The sequence below is a fragment of the Paenibacillus sp. FSL W7-1088 genome, from assembly GCF_037969855.1.
Classification (GTDB): Bacteria; Bacillota; Bacilli; order Paenibacillales; family Paenibacillaceae; genus Paenibacillus.
The window spans coordinates 3,998,298-4,015,320 of the sequence record NZ_CP150216.1 but is presented as its reverse complement, the minus strand read 5'-3'; the positions used below and the strand labels follow the sequence as shown (position 1 = coordinate 4,015,320).

The following is a 17,023-nucleotide window of genomic DNA, read 5'->3' as shown; positions in this document are numbered from 1 at the left end:
TTTCCTGAATCTAGCGTCTATACTATGACTTTTTGAGAGTATAACAATTACTTGGGAGCAGAAGGAGATAAAGACAACGCATGAATATGAAAAAGAAATTATCCATTTTTACCGCTTTAGCCGTTTTACAAGCATTTGCAGTCGGTTCAGTGAATGCGCAGTCAGCACCGCAGGATGACACATCGTCAGTAAATACGGCCAAAGTAGAATCGGTTGAGGTATTAAAGCAGGAGCAGCCGATTGCTGAGCGTGAAGTAAAGACAGGGAGCAGTAATGCATCTGCCATTACACCGTCTTCTGAAGGGAAGAAAACTGAAAATCCAACAGACACTGAGGCAACACGTACAACAGATATCGAGAAACCCGCTATAGATGGGGGAGAGACGACTACAAACGAAACAAGCACGAAACCTGTAACTCAAGAGGGAACTCCTGAGGATGCTGAAACGCCAGCTACGCCTGCTCAAATAGAGCAGCCATCCATTGATGGAAATTCTGCTGTAGCAGCAGGCGGCAATCTGACGTTGTACATGAATAGTAACAAGATGGAGCAGGATGGGAAAACGTATCTGGCTGGCCAGCCAATGACTGTAAAAAACGGCGTATCCTATGTTGCGATCCGTGCACTGGTGGACCGTGTGGGATACGGGGTCAAATACGATAACAAGACCAAAGAAACGATCATCATTAGTGGTGATAATGAGCTCCGATTCAAAACCAACAGCACGGTCTATACCGTAAATGGAGAGTCCAGAACGATGAAAGGCCCTGCTTATCAGCAAAAAAATACGTTCATGGTGCCGTTAACTTCCATTACTCAAGCTCTGAACATCACCTATAAAGTGAATCAGTCGGCTAAAACGGTTGTGCTGAATCTCAATACTAAACCCGTTGCAAGCTTTGTGATTACACAAAAGGAAATTTTTGCTGGCGATAAGGTGGACTATGTGACTTCTTCCAGTTCTCCAAATGGCTTGGATATCCTAGACGAACGCTGGACAGGTCGTCAGGATTCGTTTGATCAAGCGGGTACATATACGATTTCATATCAAGTACAGGATTCAAACGGCCAATGGAGCGATCCCTATTCGATGACGATTCAAGTTTTGAGTCCTAATCTTCCTCCTGTAGCCATGTTCACCACAGACAAGGAACAGTATAAAATGGGTGAGAAAATAACATACATCGACCAAAGTACAGATGATGAAAACAGTATTGATAAAACGGTATGGGAGAATAATTCGCTGGCTTTCTTTGAACCCGGTCCAAAAACGGTGACACTCACCGTTACTGACAATCACGGCGCGACGAACACGTACTCCAAAGTTATAACTATAACCAATGAGACATTATATTCATTTTCCGATTTCAATTTACTCTTCACGCCGGTAGGACAGAAATTTACCTTTAACGGTGGCGAAGTAACTTCCATGGAAAAAGTGTCTTATACGTACACGGATGAGCCAAGTTTGTTGATCCGCAGCAACAGTCCGGAAACGGTTAATACGGAAGGAATCGTGTATAAAGAATCATCTTCAGGGCAGACCCGTTTCATGATTCACCACGTGAACAATACGGGAAAAAGAGTGAAGATGTATGTAATTGCAACAAATAACAACCTAAATCCGGCAGTATTCGAACAACAAAATATGGGCTTTGCTGGGCCTACACCGTATGCTACCGTCGCTGGGAAATTGTCGATTGATAAATGGTTCAAGTCAATTCAGACCCGGGCGGATCAAAAGAAAGAAGTTATTCAACCTGGAGAAAGCAAACTGATTTTGACCGAACTAAATAAAACTCCAATCAAAGAAGGACAAGTGATCTCACTCTATTCGGATGCTTATAGTGATTATACCCTTGACTATAACGTTATCCTGGTCGAAGAAAATAAAGATCCGTTCGAGACTTTACCAATGCTGCCTGTGCTTGATCGTGACGGTGTGCACAACCGTGGAACGTATCCGAATGCGACTCGTATCATTACGTATGATCAGCTAGTGGGAGCCGAACCTGCTCGTCTGCCACTGGGTGATAACGCAAGCGATCCCAATCTGGTTGGAACAGATCCAATGGCTTACACAGACGCATCCAACGCGGGTAATTTTGGCGTATTGTACAAAATCACGCTGAATAATGTGGCTCCGCGTACGTTAATCTCATTTAACCCTCGTGGAGGGAAGTACTCAGGAGTGGCTCTAGTAAACAATCAGGTTGTATCCATTGCCGATGGTAACGTTGCTGTTAGCAATTCAAGTGAACAAAGCGTTCTTTACCGCACAGGGGCATATGGAGAGAGCGTAACGATTCTTTTCTCTGCCGCGCCAGGAAGCAACCTGCCGGTTAATCTACTCTTTACACCGCTCCCATCGGAGAAGTGATGAAGTTGTTTCACATAAGCTAGAGCGGGAACGAATGATTTGGCTGGTGTGTTAATGATCGAAAGAAGGGACTCCATATGGAGTCTTTTCTTATCACGGGGCAATATGAGGACATACGGAATGGATACCGCTTAAAAAGTTACGATAGAACCGCTTATTTCTACTGAGGAGGAATCAAATTCCGATGAATGTAGTCGCCAAGTTGATACGTGAATTCAAAGAGCGCGATACCCGGCGTTTGTTGAAAGATTATCGAGACAAAGTGGAGCTTATCAGGAAACGGAGTTTGGAAGCTTGGGACAATCAGCGGCTGCAAGCGGAATCCCTTCGGCTGCAAAATGAGGCAAAATCAGGCACGTCTTTGGATGAGCTGCTTGTTGATGCTTATGCGCTAGTCTGCGAGGCTGCGAAGAGAACACTCAGATTACAGCCTTACGATGTCCAGATTATGGCTGCTATCGCTTTGCACGAGAGATTTTTGATCGAACAGCATACCGGTGAAGGAAAAACACTCTCTGCTGTTATGCCTGCTTATCTAAACGCATTGACCGGCAAAGGCGTTCATGTGCTCACATTTAACGACTACTTGGCAAATCGAGATGCAGAGTGGATGGGCCCAATCTACCGCTTCCTTGGGTTAACGGTAAGCTCGGTTCAAGCGGGCATGAGTTTGCTCGAAAAACGGGAAGCTTACGCCAAGGATATAACCTATGTTACGGCTAAAGAAGCAGGGTTTGATTATTTGCGCGACACAATCGCATTCAATGAAGCTGATACCGTACACCGTCCTTTCCACTACGTCATCGTCGACGAAGCGGATTCACTGCTTCTTGATGAAGCGCGGGTGCCGCTAGTCATTAGTGGCGATTCGAGTGCTTCCAAGAATGACGGCATTCTTTTCGCAGAAGTGGCCCGGCAGCTGCAGCCAGCAGAGCATTACGATTTTGACGAGTTCAAGCGGAACGTTTACTTGAATGATGCGGGTGCTGCAAAAGCGGAGTTGCTGCTGGGATGCGGTAATTTGTACGATAGCCATAATAGTCATTTGTTAACGTCATTGAATTGTGCGCTGCATGTGGAATCGTTATTAAAAAAAGACGTCGATTACATCGTCCGGCACGGTGAAATTGAGCTAATCGAAGAACATACCGGCCGTGTGGCCGAGAACAGGTATTTGCCGGACGGGCTTCAAGCTGCACTGGTGGCGAAAGAAGGGTTGCAGTGGAAGGCTGGTGGTAGAATCCTCGGTACGATCACCATTCAACACTTCATTAGCCTGTATTCGGGAATTTGCGGAATGACGGCTACGGCGCACGCTTCAGCAATGGAATTCGAGGATATCTATGCACTGCAGGTCGTGCAAATTCCGCCGAACCAGCCAAACATACGGATCGACCACAAACATCGGATTTACACCCATAAAGAAGCCAAATATAAGGCGCTTGTACAAGAAATATCTTCCGTCCATAGGGTGGGACGCCCCATTCTTATTGGTACGTCAAGCGTCGAGGAATCTGACATGCTGGCGGAGGCACTTGCGGTTGCCGGAGTACCTTGCCAGGTTCTGAATGCAAAAAACGATGCAAAAGAAGCCGAAATCATCGCTAAAGCGGGAGAAATCGGGGCCGTAACGGTATCTACGAATATGGCAGGGCGCGGCGTCGACATTCGTCTCGGCGGCGGTAATCCTGCTCAGGCAGAAGTGGTTGCCAAGCTGGGCGGATTATACGTAATAGGTACACATGTGAACGAAAGCATGCGGATTGATAACCAGCTGCGCGGGCGTTCCGGCCGCCAAGGCGACCCGGGAGCTTCCATATTTTATATAAGCCTGGAAGACGAGTTGATGCTTCGCTTTGGCATTCATAGACTGTTTCGCGCTCCCAGGCAGGACGAGGTTCTTGATGATCCGGCGCTCCGCAGCAAAATCGAGCATATTCAGCGCGTTATTATAGGTCAAAACTTCGATATTCAGCGGGAATTGAACTGTTATTCGGATATGGTGGAGGATCAGAGGCGAATTCTATACGAGGAGCGGCTCGGAATTTTGAAAGGCGAGAGACCGATGAGCTCATCGGAGCAGCGGGTACGGCTTTTTTATATCGACGAGTTCTGGGCTGACCATCTGGCATACGTTTCTTACATTCGCGAAAGCATCCATCTCCAGAGCATTACCAGTCGCAACCCGATCGACGAGTTTCATACGCAAATCACCCAAGCATTCGAGCAAATTCCGGCTAAAATAGATCATGAGTCGGCGAATATGCTTAGAAAACTTGGAGGTTCGAATGATCCGGCGAAATGGGAAGAGTTCGGTCTGAAGAGTCCTATTTCGACTCGAACCTATATGATCAACGATCAATACAGCCAAGATAAGCGCAGCTCATGGACCGGAACGACGGTATTTGCTTTTTGGGGCAGTAAGATTTTGAAACTGTTACTGAGGCCAGTATATAGGATGTCAAAATAGTGATGGGAGTGTGACGATCGATGAACAATAGAGAACGGTTTACGAGCCGGGTCGATTCGTATTTAAAATACCGCCCGAGTTACCCAAAAGAGGCTATTGACCATTTGTATGAGGTCGTCGGTTTACGTGCGAGCAGTAATATAGCAGACATCGGTTCAGGTACTGGCATCATCTCAAAGTTGCTTCTGGAACGCGGAAGCTATGTAATCGCGGTCGAGCCAAATCAGGCAATGCGTGAGGCCGCCGAGCAAATGTTAGAAAGTAATCCGCAATTCCAGAGTATAGAAGGTTCCGCAGAATCTACTGGATTACCTGATCAGTCGGTTGATTTTATTGTCTGCGCTCAGGCATTTCACTGGTTCGATCGCTCTGCAACCCAAATCGAGTTTCGCAGAATTCTAAGGCCAGGTGGGAGAGTAATACTCATCTGGAACTCACGTCTTACAAACGGTACTCCGTTTCGTGAAGAGTACAATCATCTGCTTCATACTTACGGAACCGACTACGAAAAAGTCAATCATAAAAATATTTCTCAGACGATGCTGCTCTCTTTTTTCAAGGAAGGTTCAATGCATGAAATGCGAGTCAGAATGAGTCAGCAGTTCGATTTTGAGGGCTTGAAAGGCCGGTTGCTGTCCTCTTCCTACAGCCCTGCACCCGGGCATGCAAATTATGATCCCATGATGAAAGAACTGCGGAATCTATTCAATAGGAATAATCAAGATGGTATTGTTGAATTCGATTATGAGACTGAGATTTTTTGGGGAGAAGTATAGTTCTTCAAAATGATACCCAGCTATGCATAGCTATGCCTGAGCTGAGTAGTGATGAAATCGATTCATGTAAATGCCATTCAGCTTCTGATCTCGGGAATAGAGCATATGATTACCGGATCAGAAAAATGCCGCTTATCTTTGAATGGATAAGCGGCATTTTCATTATTTATTCAAATCTTGAGGGCTTAAATAGACTTCTACAGCGTCCCGCTATCCAGATATTCGGCATATCAAGGCAGCTCCCCGTACACAGAAAAATCCCTTTAAACCTATTTCCATTATGCCTGCTTCGTTTTCAGACGAATAACGTTCCACGACGCTTTGTTCAGCACAGCTTGTACGTTACCCTGATCAACCTTGGTATGTCCTCCGTTGTGCGGAACAACGTTATGCGGGTTCGCTTTGGTATTGATGGCCTTTAGATCGTCGTTCTCCAGCACGATATGCTCAATGAATGTAGTTTCCCCGAAAGAACGAAGATCCACTTGAAGCTCCATCTGTTCTTCCAGATGTCTGTTCACCGCAAAGATGGTGATCATGCCGTTTTCTTCATCATGCACGCTGATCGCTTCAAGGTAAGGTACGTCCGTAAAGTCTTTGGAATCATACTTCGGCGAAGATACGACAGACTGAAGCACAGTACCGCGACCGAAGTTGGATGCATGCATGAACGGGAAATAGGTCGTCTGGAACCAGATCGCTCCGTTGTTCTCTGTCATGATTGGCGCAATGACATTGATTAACTGTGCAAGGCAGGCCATCTTCACACGGTCTGCATGTTTGAGGAGTGTAATCACGTAACAGCCTACCGCCAGGGCATCTTCATGTGTGTATACATCTTCGAATTCAGGCGGTGCAATCTGCCAGCGCTCTTCAGCTCGGCTTGTGCCAATGGACTTCCAGACATTCCATTCGTCAAGGGACAGCATCAATTTCTTTTTGCTGCGTTTCTTGGCTTGCACATAGTCACAGATCGATGCCACACTGTCAATGAATTGGTCCAGATCCAGCGATGTAGCCAGGAAATTATATGTGTTGTCATTGTTATTGTTGTAGTAAGCATGCAAGGACAAGTAATCCACATTTTCATAGGACAGGTCGAGAACAGTCGCTTCCCACTCTGCAAACGTGCTCATGCCCCGGCTGGAACTGCCGCACGCTACAAGTTCAATATTCGGATCAACCCATTTCATCGCCTTCGCCGTTTCATTCGCAATGCGGCCGTATTCATGCGCGGTCATTGCACCAATTTGCCAAGGCCCGTCCATTTCGTTACCAAGGCACCACGTTTTGAATTTGTGAGGCTCTTTATACCCGTGGGAAATTCGCAAATCACTCCAATAGGTGCCCGAAGGATGGTTGCAGTATTCCACCAGGTTTCTTGCGGCATCAATGCCTCGGGTACCGAGATTGACCGCCATCATGACCTCGGTTCCGACCAGCTTGGCCCAATCCGCGAATTCGTTGGTGCCAACCGCATTGGTTTCAATGGTCCACCAGGCCAGCTCAAGTCTGCGTTTCCGCTCTGCTACCGGTCCAACACCATCTTCCCAATTGTAACCGGATACGAAATTTCCACCTGGATAACGGATAATGGGCACATTCAGCGCTTTGATGGCTTCGATAGCGTCTTGGCGGAAACCTTGTTCATTCGCCGTGGGATGACCAGGGTCATAAATACCGCCATAGACAGCACGTCCCAAATGTTCAACGAAGGAGCCATACAGACGTGGATCGACTTCGGCTACCTGAAAATCTTTATCAATAAGCATTTTGGATGTAAGCAAAATGAAAACCTCCATAGGATTGAATTCGCCAAATAGCAAAATCAATTCATTGATTTGTTAGTTAATATGTATCATAATGCAACTATAGGAGCAAGTTTGTTTTGCAGAGTTCGCAAAATAGCGAATTCAATATAAGGAGAGTGAGATTGATGATGCTTGGCACAGATGCATCTTCGCTAGTCATTTATGAGGCGCTGGCAAGCGAAGCGCGGTTAAATATTGTTCGGTTATTGCTGTTGAACAGAGAAATGCACATTAATGCGCTCTCCAAGGAGCTTTATTTGAGTAAAGCCATCGTAAGTACCCATGTGAGCAAGCTGCAAAAGGCCGGAATTGTAGGCAGCCGAATGAAGCGGGAGAACGGTGGCACATATAAATATTGTTTTATTCAGCAAGAGTTCATGCTCATCAATCTGTCACCCGAACCGCTCGATGTCCCATACCATGAGGTATCCATTCCGGTTGGACAATATACGGATTACGAAGCGTGGCCGACATGCGGGATTGCAACGACGACCCAAATGATTGGACAATATGACACACCCGCATGCTTCATGGACCCGGACCGGGTGAATGCAGGCATACTCTGGTTGGCACGAGGTTTTCTCGAATATAAGATACCTAATTATCTGTACAAAGATCAGGTACTGCGTGAAATTGAAATTTCACTGGAGCTTGGATCGGAGGCTCCGCAAGTCAATGAGAACTGGCCTTCGGACATCCGTTTTGTCCTTAATGGCCATCACCTCGGAACGTGGACAAGCCCTGGTGATTTTGGCGACCGCAAGGGTAAACTGACACCGCAATGGTGGCATTCCGACGTGAACCAGTACGGCGTACTGAAAGTGTTTCGTATCAATGCAGAAGGTACCTTTATCGACGGTCAGCGCATCTCGGATGTCCGCATTCACGATCTGGATCTCCAAGCCGCAACGTATTGGACCATTCAATTAAGTCCTGAAGAAGGGGTACCCGGCCGGGGTGGACTTACGCTGTTTGGAAAGGGATTCGGGAACTACGACCAGGACATTTTGATTCGGTACTATTACGAGGGTGCTCTGTTATAAATCAGATCGAAAAATGTATAGCTGGAGGGTAGACCTTCTTCAATTGCTTTTGATACAAAGGTGTATAACTTTAATAATTCCTGTTTTGGCTGGTACATGTATGAGTATTTCCAAACCGTGCTCTCCGGAATACGGTTATGGACAATTTCAGTTGTTCTTTTGGTAAGAATAAAGGATTGGCATGATTGCTCAAGAAGGTGCTCAGCCTTATACGAATGAAACTAACATATCTTTAAAAATGAATATACATTCTTTAAAGTTTGCTATAGTTCACTTCAGGTGGAATATATAAAATGGAAACAACACCCATGTAAGCGTTTTATATTAGGTGGGTGAATTTGAATGGAGGTGTATGATGAAAAGGAAGACATGGTGGACGTTAACGATTTCGGGAGTGGTTTCATTATTTCTTTCGGTAAGCGCTTTCGCAGGGTATGTATTTTGGGAGCCGCTAACGTACCACAACCCGAGCACCTGGCAAAAGGCGGATGGTTATTCCAACGGTTCAATGTTTAATTGCACCTGGCGAGCGAACAATGCAAACTTTACGAGTGATGGTAAGCTGAGACTGAGCTTGACCAGCCCGTCCAACAACAAATTTGATTGTGGTGAATATCGATCAACCAATTCTCAAGGATATGGTCTGTATGAGGTAAGTATGAAACCTGCCAAAAACACAGGCATTGTCTCTTCATTTTTCACGTATACCGGACCTGCTCACGGAACGCAATGGGATGAGATTGATATTGAATTCTTGGGAAAAGACACTACCAAAGTACAGTTCAATTATTACACCAATGGTGTCGGCAATCATGAGAAGATCGTTAATTTGGGATTTGATGCATCTCAGGGCTTCCACACCTACGCGTTTGATTGGCAACCAGGCCATATCAAGTGGTACGTGGATGGCGTTCTGAAACATACGGCCACAACGAACATTCCAACGACGCCTGGTAAAATTATGATGAATCTGTGGAACGGAACGGGCGTGGACAGCTGGCTGGGGTCTTACAACGGAGCTAACCCGCTGTATGCTGAATATGACTGGGTGAAATATACAAGTAATTAGAGTGATCCATTTGCAAGAAGGCGAATAACGAAGAGGATAAGAGGAGAGGGGCGTATGTCGCTGTCCTCTTTTTTGCATGTTATTTTAGACATTTCATAAGGACCATTGCACTAATGCAACATCCATATCCATTTTCCAATATCCTAAATTAATGCAATAAATGTTGTAATATTAGTATGGGCATGCACCTGGATCATTCATTATGATGGATTCTGTAGACAACACCATTACATAGACAGGGGGAAACATAAGTTGGTAACAAGCAAAAAGAAAAAGATCGGTGGTTTGGCTTTGGCAGGAATGTTCGCGCTTTCAGCAGTGCTGAGCGGCTGTAACAGTGGAGCAAGTAAAGAGGATGCACCGAGCACACCGAGTGCTACACTGGAATCGAAGGACGGTAAGTATGATCCACCCGTAAAACTTACTTATTTGCGTCCTTGGGGACCTGAAATCAAATTCAAATCTGGTGAAGATCAGGACAATAACGTGCACACGAAATGGGCGAAAGACAAGCTCGGCATTGAATTGAAAAATCAATGGGTCTCACCATCCACAAACAACGCGTTTGAAACGAAGCTTCGTCTGTCGCTGGCTTCCAATGCAGAAATGCCGGACATTATCTCGTATCGCGGCGACTTTAATCTGGCACGTGAGTTGATTGAAACGGGCAAGTTCGTTGATGCAGGTGAATTGTTTGATCAATATGCAAGTGATACCTGGAAATCCGCAGTGAATGAAGATCCTTCCGTATGGTATCCGTACATGCAGGATGGTAAACGGATTGGTATTCCGATTCTCGATTACTCCTATAATAGTGATCCAGTGATGTGGATTCGCGAGGATTGGATGAAGAAGTTTAATTTGAAAGCACCTGAAACGCTGGCTGATCTTGAAGTAATTATGGAAACGTTTACGAATAAAGACCCGGATGGCAATGGTAAAAAAGACACATACGGTCTCACCATCGGATTCAAAAACTGGTTGAGCACATGGATGTCTGATGCTGGCTGGATCTTCGGAGCCTACGGCACGATGCCAAATCAGTGGAATCTGAACGCAGAAGGAAAACTGGAGTACGGCTCTGTAAACCCTGGAGCAAAACAAGCCTTGGCAACACTGGCTGACTGGATGAGCAAAGGATACATTCCAGAAGAAGCAGGGGTATATGATGAAACCAAAGCAGCAGAAGAGTTTACAGCAGGTAAAGCGGGGATTGTTGTCGGACCTCACTGGATGCCGTCATGGCCGCTCGAAGATGTGAAGAAAAACAATCCGGAAGCGGAGTACAAAGCTTACCCGATTCCATCTGGACCTGATGGCAAGGCAGGCAGACGCGGTACCGCGAACGACAACGGTGTAATTCTGATTAACAAAGATATGAAGAACCCAGAAGTCTTTTTCACATATCAAAACTATCTATTTGATCACTATGCCAATCCAAAAGCAGGTGATGAATTTGAAAATGGCTTTGCTGAAGGATATGACTGGGCAATGAAAGACGGCAAAGTAACAACGGATGCTAGTGTGACAGGCGGTTATGCACCTGAGAAATACACATTAACGTTTGATGGTGCACGTATCCCGAGTCTGAACATGGCTACGCTTGCGAAGTTTGCTAACGGTGAAGAAGCAACAACACCTTTCGAGAAAAAACTCAAATCTGGCGTACCGGCACCAATGGTGGAAGCGGCCAAGATTGTTCAGGATCAAAAAGATATTGCATTAAAACAGATGTTCACAGGTGCGCCAACGATGTCGATGCAAATGAATAACGACATCTTAACCAAAATGGAAAAAGATACGTTCTCTCAGATCATTTATGGTAAAGCTCCAATCGACGCATTCGATACGTTCGTAGAGAAATGGAATTCTTCAGGTGGAGATCAAAATACGAAGGAAGTTAATGAGTGGTATCAATCCGTAACTAGCGGCAAGTAAGCTGGAGAAAAACAGAGCAATAGAGAAAAGGCCTTGCTGGAGTAAGATCCGGCAAGGCCTTTTGATGTGTTAATCTAATCTTTTACGAGAATTGACGAAATTTATTCGTGATGCTTAAATCAGGCAGGCAGCTAAGTAGGGTTTCGAAAACATCATATCAAACAGGCAGGTTCTCTCTGTATTCCTGTGGAGTCAAATCGTAAAACTTCTTGAACACCCGAATGAAATAAGCGGTGTTGTTGTACCCGACAAGCTCGGCAATTTCAAATACTTTGGCGCTGGACGAGCGCAAATAATATGCTGCTTTTTCCATCCGCAATCGATATACATAAGCTGTTAACGCCTCGCCGGTCTCGGTTTTATACACTTTGGACAAATATACCGGGTGCAGGTGAACATGCTCGGCAATTGCCGGGAGTGAGACATCTGATGCGAGATGCTGATCCACAAAGCTTTTGACACTTCGAACGATGGTGCTGTGATTGTCCTTCAGCTCTTGTTCAGCATCCTCACTGATCGAATACAGTGTTCGTATGGACCAGTCCTTCAGCTGCTGTGCTGTGGCATATACAGGAGCTTGGAAGTACTTATAGGATTCAGCAGGCAGAACAGAAGAAATCTGTTTGCCATTCTTATGAATGATATAAGCAAAAGCTCCGGCCAACGCGTGATAGACCTCAATGGTTGTTTCGGCAATATCGTGATGCTGTCCTGACTCCAGTAATTCTTCAAAAATAACTTCAATTTTCTGCTCTACCGCATCAAACCGTCCCGCTTCCAGCAGACTGATCAATGTCGGTGGATTGTAAAGGGATCGAATGGCAGGCAGGGGATGTACATCCTTGTCATCAGATGCGGTGATAAACAGCCCCTGTGCCTGACCCATACGCTTCCGCATGGACCGAACCGCACTTTCATAGATTGCTCCGATCTCATAAGGGAACTTGCCCCAATGGGAGACGGAGATCGAGATGGCCCCTTTGAGGTACAACTGAACATTGGTCTGAATCTGCGCCGCATAATGCTCCAGCAATGTCTGGGGTTTCTCCTCTTTGTTCATGCTCTGCACTGCGCCCCTCTTCACACTGACCAGAACCACCAGATAATCATGCACGTCCCGTGTGTGCCAGATGTGAAAATGATGCTGCATCACTTCACTGATGATATTGCTAATGGCGTACTGCATCAGTGACAGATCGTGATCTCCCATCTCGGACAGATGCTCCTCCATGCGAATGACCAGCATGCCGAGCTCCTCGCCGATGGAGTAGGGCAGTTCAAGCAGTTCCAGCTTGTCCGCCAGCGCAGAAGGAGAGTAGGTTTTGCCTGTAAGTAATTCGTGAAGCATGGTGGACTGCAGCAGTGGCAGATTATCCTGAAACGCATGCAAAGCCCGTTGATAGGATGCGGCGGTTTCCCACTTTTGTTTGATCCGATCGACCAGTCGTTGCACGGTTTCAATCAGGTCCTCATCACTCACGGGTTTCAGCAAATAATCAAAGCTCTCCTGAGCCATCGCTTGCTTGGCATATTCAAAGTCGGCAAAACCCGACAGTAAAATTGTTTGCACATGAGGCCACTTCTCGTGAATGGTCGTAATCAAATCAATGCCGGATATCTCTGGCATACGAATGTCGGTGATCACAATATCGATATCATGGTTTTCCATAATTTCAAGTGCGACAGCACCGGATAATGCCTCGTGCACCGTACTGATTCCGCAGCTTTCCCAAGAGATCGTTTCAGCCAGTGTTTCTACGACGGATCGTTCATCGTCTACTAATAAAATTTGTAACATGTACTTCACCTACTCGTTGATATTGTTGTACCATGTGATGCTCACTTTGACTCCGCCGCGTGACCCATGTTCATAACTCAGACCCGCTCGTTCACCATACAAAAAAGACAAACGCTGATGAACATTCCAGGTCCCGCATCCTATGCTGCTGTCAAGCGGTTTGTGCAAATTATTTGTTAACTCTTGCATCTGATTTTCTGTCATACCCCGTCCGCTGTCCTCCACAGTTATCGTGCTCAATTCATCCGTATGATGGCCTGTAATCGTAATATGCCCATCTTCTGTACGAGGTTCGATGCCGTGAATGATAGCGTTCTCAACGATCGGCTGCAGGGTTAATCGGGGTAATGTTTTATGCAGCATATCATCTGGCACATCCATCGTAAAATGCATTCGTTCCAGCCTGAGCGCCTGTATTTCCAGGTAATTTTTCACCATCGTAAGCTCTTCCTTGATCGTTGCCTGATCATTCTCCGATCTGGTTATGTAACGGTAATACTCACCCAAATTAAGCGCCATGGCCACAACGGCCTTTTCATTTTTCATTCTTGCCATATTTTTAATATAGAAGAGACAGTTGTACAGAAAATGCGGATTAATCTGTGATTGCAACTGCTTCAGCGTAGCTTCACGTCTTCTAAGCTGCTCCTCATATACGTTCTCTATCAGCTCTTGAATCCGCTGGGCCATGATGTTAAATCGTGCAAACAACAAACTGAACTCATTACGAGAAGTATAGTGCAAACGAACAGAAAAATCTCCAGTCGATAATCGATTCGTTCCCTTAACAAGCTGAAGCAGTGGGAGCTGAACACTGCGATACAGTACATATAACACCACCACACTCATGGCAATCAGAACGGCGATGGAAGCATAAAAGAGATTACGGCTGTTTGTAATGGGCCCTAAAATCTGCTGCATCGGTACATAATCCACGTAGTACCATCCAAGACTGCCCGATTGAATATACGAGACATAGTACTCCGTGTGGTCAAGGGTCGCGGTAAATCCGCCTTTACCCGAAAGTTCCGTCGCTTTGAGCTTGGACTGAATCGCATTCAAGGTGTCATTTGCGCTGCTGTTGCTTATTAAGCCCAGGTCGGGATGGAACATAAAGGGGTCACCTTTGTTATTCAGCTTGTTCTGATCGAGCATAGCGATTAAATGATGTACCGGGAAACTGATCTTGGTGATAAGTCTGGATTTTCCCGGAGTATCCATAGCCGTTGTGGGGTCCGTTGTGTACCACTCAAACTGCTCATGTGTATAAGCCCAGGATTTTGAAAGCGGCTTGGAAAATTCATCCTTCCTGTATGGGATATAAGCATAATAATCCGTGGAAATGACTTTTTGCAACCTTGGAAAATACAGTGTAATCGTCGAATGCCATTTGCTGGCGGCGTTATACAAATTTATTTTTTCGAGAATAGCGCTTCCAACCTTGACACGTTCATATGGGATATCTTTATAGTCCGGACGCTGGTACTCCTGAATGCTGGAATCCTGTCCAATGGATATGCCATATAGAGATAGTTGGTAAATATTGGATTCTACAGAATCAGCAAAAGTGGATAGGTGGTTCATCGTATTATTCTGGATTTCGTGCTCAATCACACGCACACTTTCTCTGTTCGAGTAAGTGTAGAGGAATAACACCAGGATGAGCAACATGACAAACAGCAATGTGATTTTGGTAAAGACATTCAAACGGGCGAACAACGCTCAACCTCCTCAACTCATTAAAATATTGTTATCGTTGTTGCAATATTAGGATATAGATCGCAAATGGGCGTTGCTATAATTTTAATATACAAGTTCACGCGCACTTGTAAAATACAAAATTGATAACATGGGGGATGTTGGGGTGAAGGAACATACGTTAGAAACGCCGCGCAAACGGCGGGCCATCAAGGTAAAACAGCGCTGGAATATGCAACGAAACTGGTCCTTGCATTTGATGCTTGTTCCAGCGGTTTTGCTGGCAATCATTTTTCAGTACATACCAATGGGAGGCATTGTCATTGCTTTTCAGGATTTCAAACCTTATCTGGGATTTACCGAATCCAAATGGGTAGGTTGGGATAATTTCAAATATTTGTTCCTGTATCCAGATATGGGGCAAGTGATCTGGAACACGCTGGTAATTGCATTTTTTAAAATTATTGCCGGGTTAATCGCTCCGTTCCTGTTCGCCGTTCTGTTAAACGAAGTTCGTCTGGTCGCTTTTAAAAGGGTCAGTCAAACACTCGTTTATCTGCCGCACTTTCTCTCATGGGTTATCCTCGGCGGGATTTTGCTGGATATCCTTTCTCCGCAAGGAGGCATGGTGAACAAGCTTGTTGTTGCCTTGGGTGGAGACCCGATATTTTTCCTGGGAGATGGAACGTGGTTTCGGATAACACTGATTGTCAGTGATGTGTGGAAGGAATTTGGTTTTGGCACAATTGTATTTTTGGCTTCTCTCTCGGGCATCAACCCGGCATTATACGAAGCTGCTGAGGTGGATGGAGCGAACCGGTTCAAGCAGACCCTGCATATTACGTTTCCTGCGTTGATGCCGATCACCATCGTACTGATGACCCTTTCCATCGGAAATATTCTGAATGCGGGATTCGATCAGGTGTTCAACCTGTACAATCCGCTTGTGTATGACAAAGGCGACATCATTGATACGTTCGTATATCGACTCGGTATCCTGAACGGCAAGATGAGCTTTGCCACAGCTGTAGGATTGTTCAAATCGGTGGTGGCGACAATTCTGATCGTTATTTCATATCGACTCGCTTACAAACTGGCTAACTATCGCGTGTTCTAGAGAGGAGAAAAGGGCTTGTATTACAAAACAAAAGGCTATCGATTATTCAGCATATTCAATTATATCTTTCTCGGCGTATTATCGTTGCTGTGCATATTGCCCATTATTCATATTTTGGCCGTCTCGTTCAGCAGCATGGCGCCAGCCTCATCCAATCTCGTCAGCTTCTGGCCGATTGGATTCACCACCGACGCTTATGTGAAGACATTTGGCAATTCCAATTTTATTAACTCCTTGCTGGTCTCGGTGAAACGAACGGTGATTGCGACCATCATTGGCATGGTCATTATGCTGCTTACGGCATTTCCGCTCTCGAAGGAAGATATCAGCTTCAAGGGTCGTTCGATCTACACATGGTTTTTCGTTTTTACCATTTTGTTCAGTGGGGGCCTGATCCCCAGTTACATTCTGATTCAGAAGCTGGGACTTATGGATACGATCTGGGCACTGATTCTGCCAGGAGCACTGTCCGTATGGAATGTTATTCTCATGATGAATTTCTTCCGCGGTCTGCCCAAGGAACTGGAGGAAGCAGCCTATCTAGATGGGGCGGGTCATATCAAGACTCTGGCGCTGGTCTACGTGCCGCTGTCTCTTCCGGCCATTGCTACGCTGTCCCTTTTCACTATGGTAGGTCAGTGGAATTCCTGGTTTGACGGTATGATCTATATGTCGGACGTGAAAAATTATCCACTGGCTTCCTTACTGCAGACGATTATCGTGCAGCAGGATCTTAGTAAAATCAACGTAGACCCGTCCATGCTGGAGAACGTCTCCCAGCGCACGGTCCGCGCAGCTCAAATCTTTATAGGGGCTCTGCCTATTTTGCTGGTGTATCCATTTTTACAACGCTTTTTCGTTAAAGGCATCGTTATCGGGGCAGTGAAAGAATAGCATGGCCCTGCAAGGAACAACACATAAG

The 17,023-nt window shown here is 45.7% G+C and carries 11 protein-coding genes; 8 read left to right on the top strand and 3 right to left on the bottom strand.

All coding sequences use genetic code 11. The features are described 5' to 3' along the window. Nucleotides 1-80 precede the first annotated feature (80 nt). The 3 genes from MKY42_RS17970 (at nucleotide 81) to MKY42_RS17960 (ending at nucleotide 5,627) form a co-directional block, all read left to right on the top strand. Nucleotides 81-2,381, top strand: coding sequence for a stalk domain-containing protein (locus MKY42_RS17970; RefSeq protein WP_179264510.1), 2,301 nt, complete (start codon nucleotides 81-83; stop codon nucleotides 2,379-2,381). A 184-nt stretch (nucleotides 2,382-2,565) separates the two neighbouring features. After that, nucleotides 2,566-4,851, top strand: a complete 2,286-nt coding sequence (locus MKY42_RS17965; protein ID WP_339843725.1) for a DEAD/DEAH box helicase — start codon at nucleotides 2,566-2,568, stop codon at nucleotides 4,849-4,851. A 20-nt stretch (nucleotides 4,852-4,871) separates the two neighbouring features. Then, entirely contained in the window at nucleotides 4,872-5,627 is a 756-nt protein-coding gene (locus MKY42_RS17960; RefSeq protein WP_179264512.1) for a class I SAM-dependent methyltransferase, read from the top strand. Between the two features lie 278 nt (nucleotides 5,628-5,905). Here the strand turns inward: MKY42_RS17960 and MKY42_RS17955 are convergent, their stop codons facing one another. After that, entirely contained in the window at nucleotides 5,906-7,417 is a 1,512-nt protein-coding gene (locus MKY42_RS17955; RefSeq protein WP_110001915.1) for an alpha-N-arabinofuranosidase, read from the bottom strand. 146 nt (nucleotides 7,418-7,563) lie between these two features. On the opposite strand from MKY42_RS17955, the gene MKY42_RS17950 reads away from it, so the two are divergent. The 3 genes from MKY42_RS17950 to MKY42_RS17940 all read left to right on the top strand — a co-directional run bounded on the left by MKY42_RS17950 (nucleotide 7,564) and on the right by MKY42_RS17940 (nucleotide 11,488). Beyond that, nucleotides 7,564-8,481: an ArsR family transcriptional regulator gene (locus tag MKY42_RS17950; protein ID WP_339843722.1), complete on the top strand. Its 918-nt coding sequence runs from the start codon at nucleotides 7,564-7,566 to the stop codon at nucleotides 8,479-8,481. Between the two features lie 355 nt (nucleotides 8,482-8,836). After that, the gene (locus MKY42_RS17945) at nucleotides 8,837-9,550 is read left to right on the top strand and encodes a glycoside hydrolase family 16 protein (RefSeq protein WP_179264514.1); all 714 of its coding nucleotides are present in this window, start codon (nucleotides 8,837-8,839) and stop codon (nucleotides 9,548-9,550) included. Between the two features lie 252 nt (nucleotides 9,551-9,802). Beyond that, nucleotides 9,803-11,488: an extracellular solute-binding protein gene (locus MKY42_RS17940; protein WP_339843720.1), complete on the top strand. Its 1,686-nt coding sequence runs from the start codon at nucleotides 9,803-9,805 to the stop codon at nucleotides 11,486-11,488. A 157-nt stretch (nucleotides 11,489-11,645) separates the two neighbouring features. Here the strand turns inward: MKY42_RS17940 and MKY42_RS17935 are convergent, their stop codons facing one another. Both MKY42_RS17935 and MKY42_RS17930 read right to left on the bottom strand, forming a co-directional pair. Continuing rightward, the gene (locus tag MKY42_RS17935) at nucleotides 11,646-13,286 is read right to left on the bottom strand and encodes a response regulator (protein WP_090899071.1); all 1,641 of its coding nucleotides are present in this window, start codon (nucleotides 13,284-13,286) and stop codon (nucleotides 11,646-11,648) included. Between the two features lie 9 nt (nucleotides 13,287-13,295). After that, a complete protein-coding gene (locus tag MKY42_RS17930) occupies nucleotides 13,296-15,005 on the bottom strand; it encodes a histidine kinase (RefSeq protein WP_090899068.1) in 1,710 nt (569 codons plus the stop codon). Between the two features lie 211 nt (nucleotides 15,006-15,216). Here MKY42_RS17930 and MKY42_RS17925 point away from each other — a divergent pair, with 211 nt between their 5' ends. Then, nucleotides 15,217-16,101 carry an ABC transporter permease subunit gene (locus MKY42_RS17925; protein ID WP_339852976.1) on the top strand — a complete coding sequence of 295 codons (885 nt, stop codon included), beginning with the start codon at nucleotides 15,217-15,219 and terminating at the stop codon, nucleotides 16,099-16,101. 15 nt (nucleotides 16,102-16,116) lie between these two features. Continuing rightward, nucleotides 16,117-16,995, top strand: coding sequence for a carbohydrate ABC transporter permease (locus MKY42_RS17920; RefSeq protein ID WP_090899062.1), 879 nt, complete (start codon nucleotides 16,117-16,119; stop codon nucleotides 16,993-16,995). Nucleotides 16,996-17,023 lie beyond the last annotated feature (28 nt).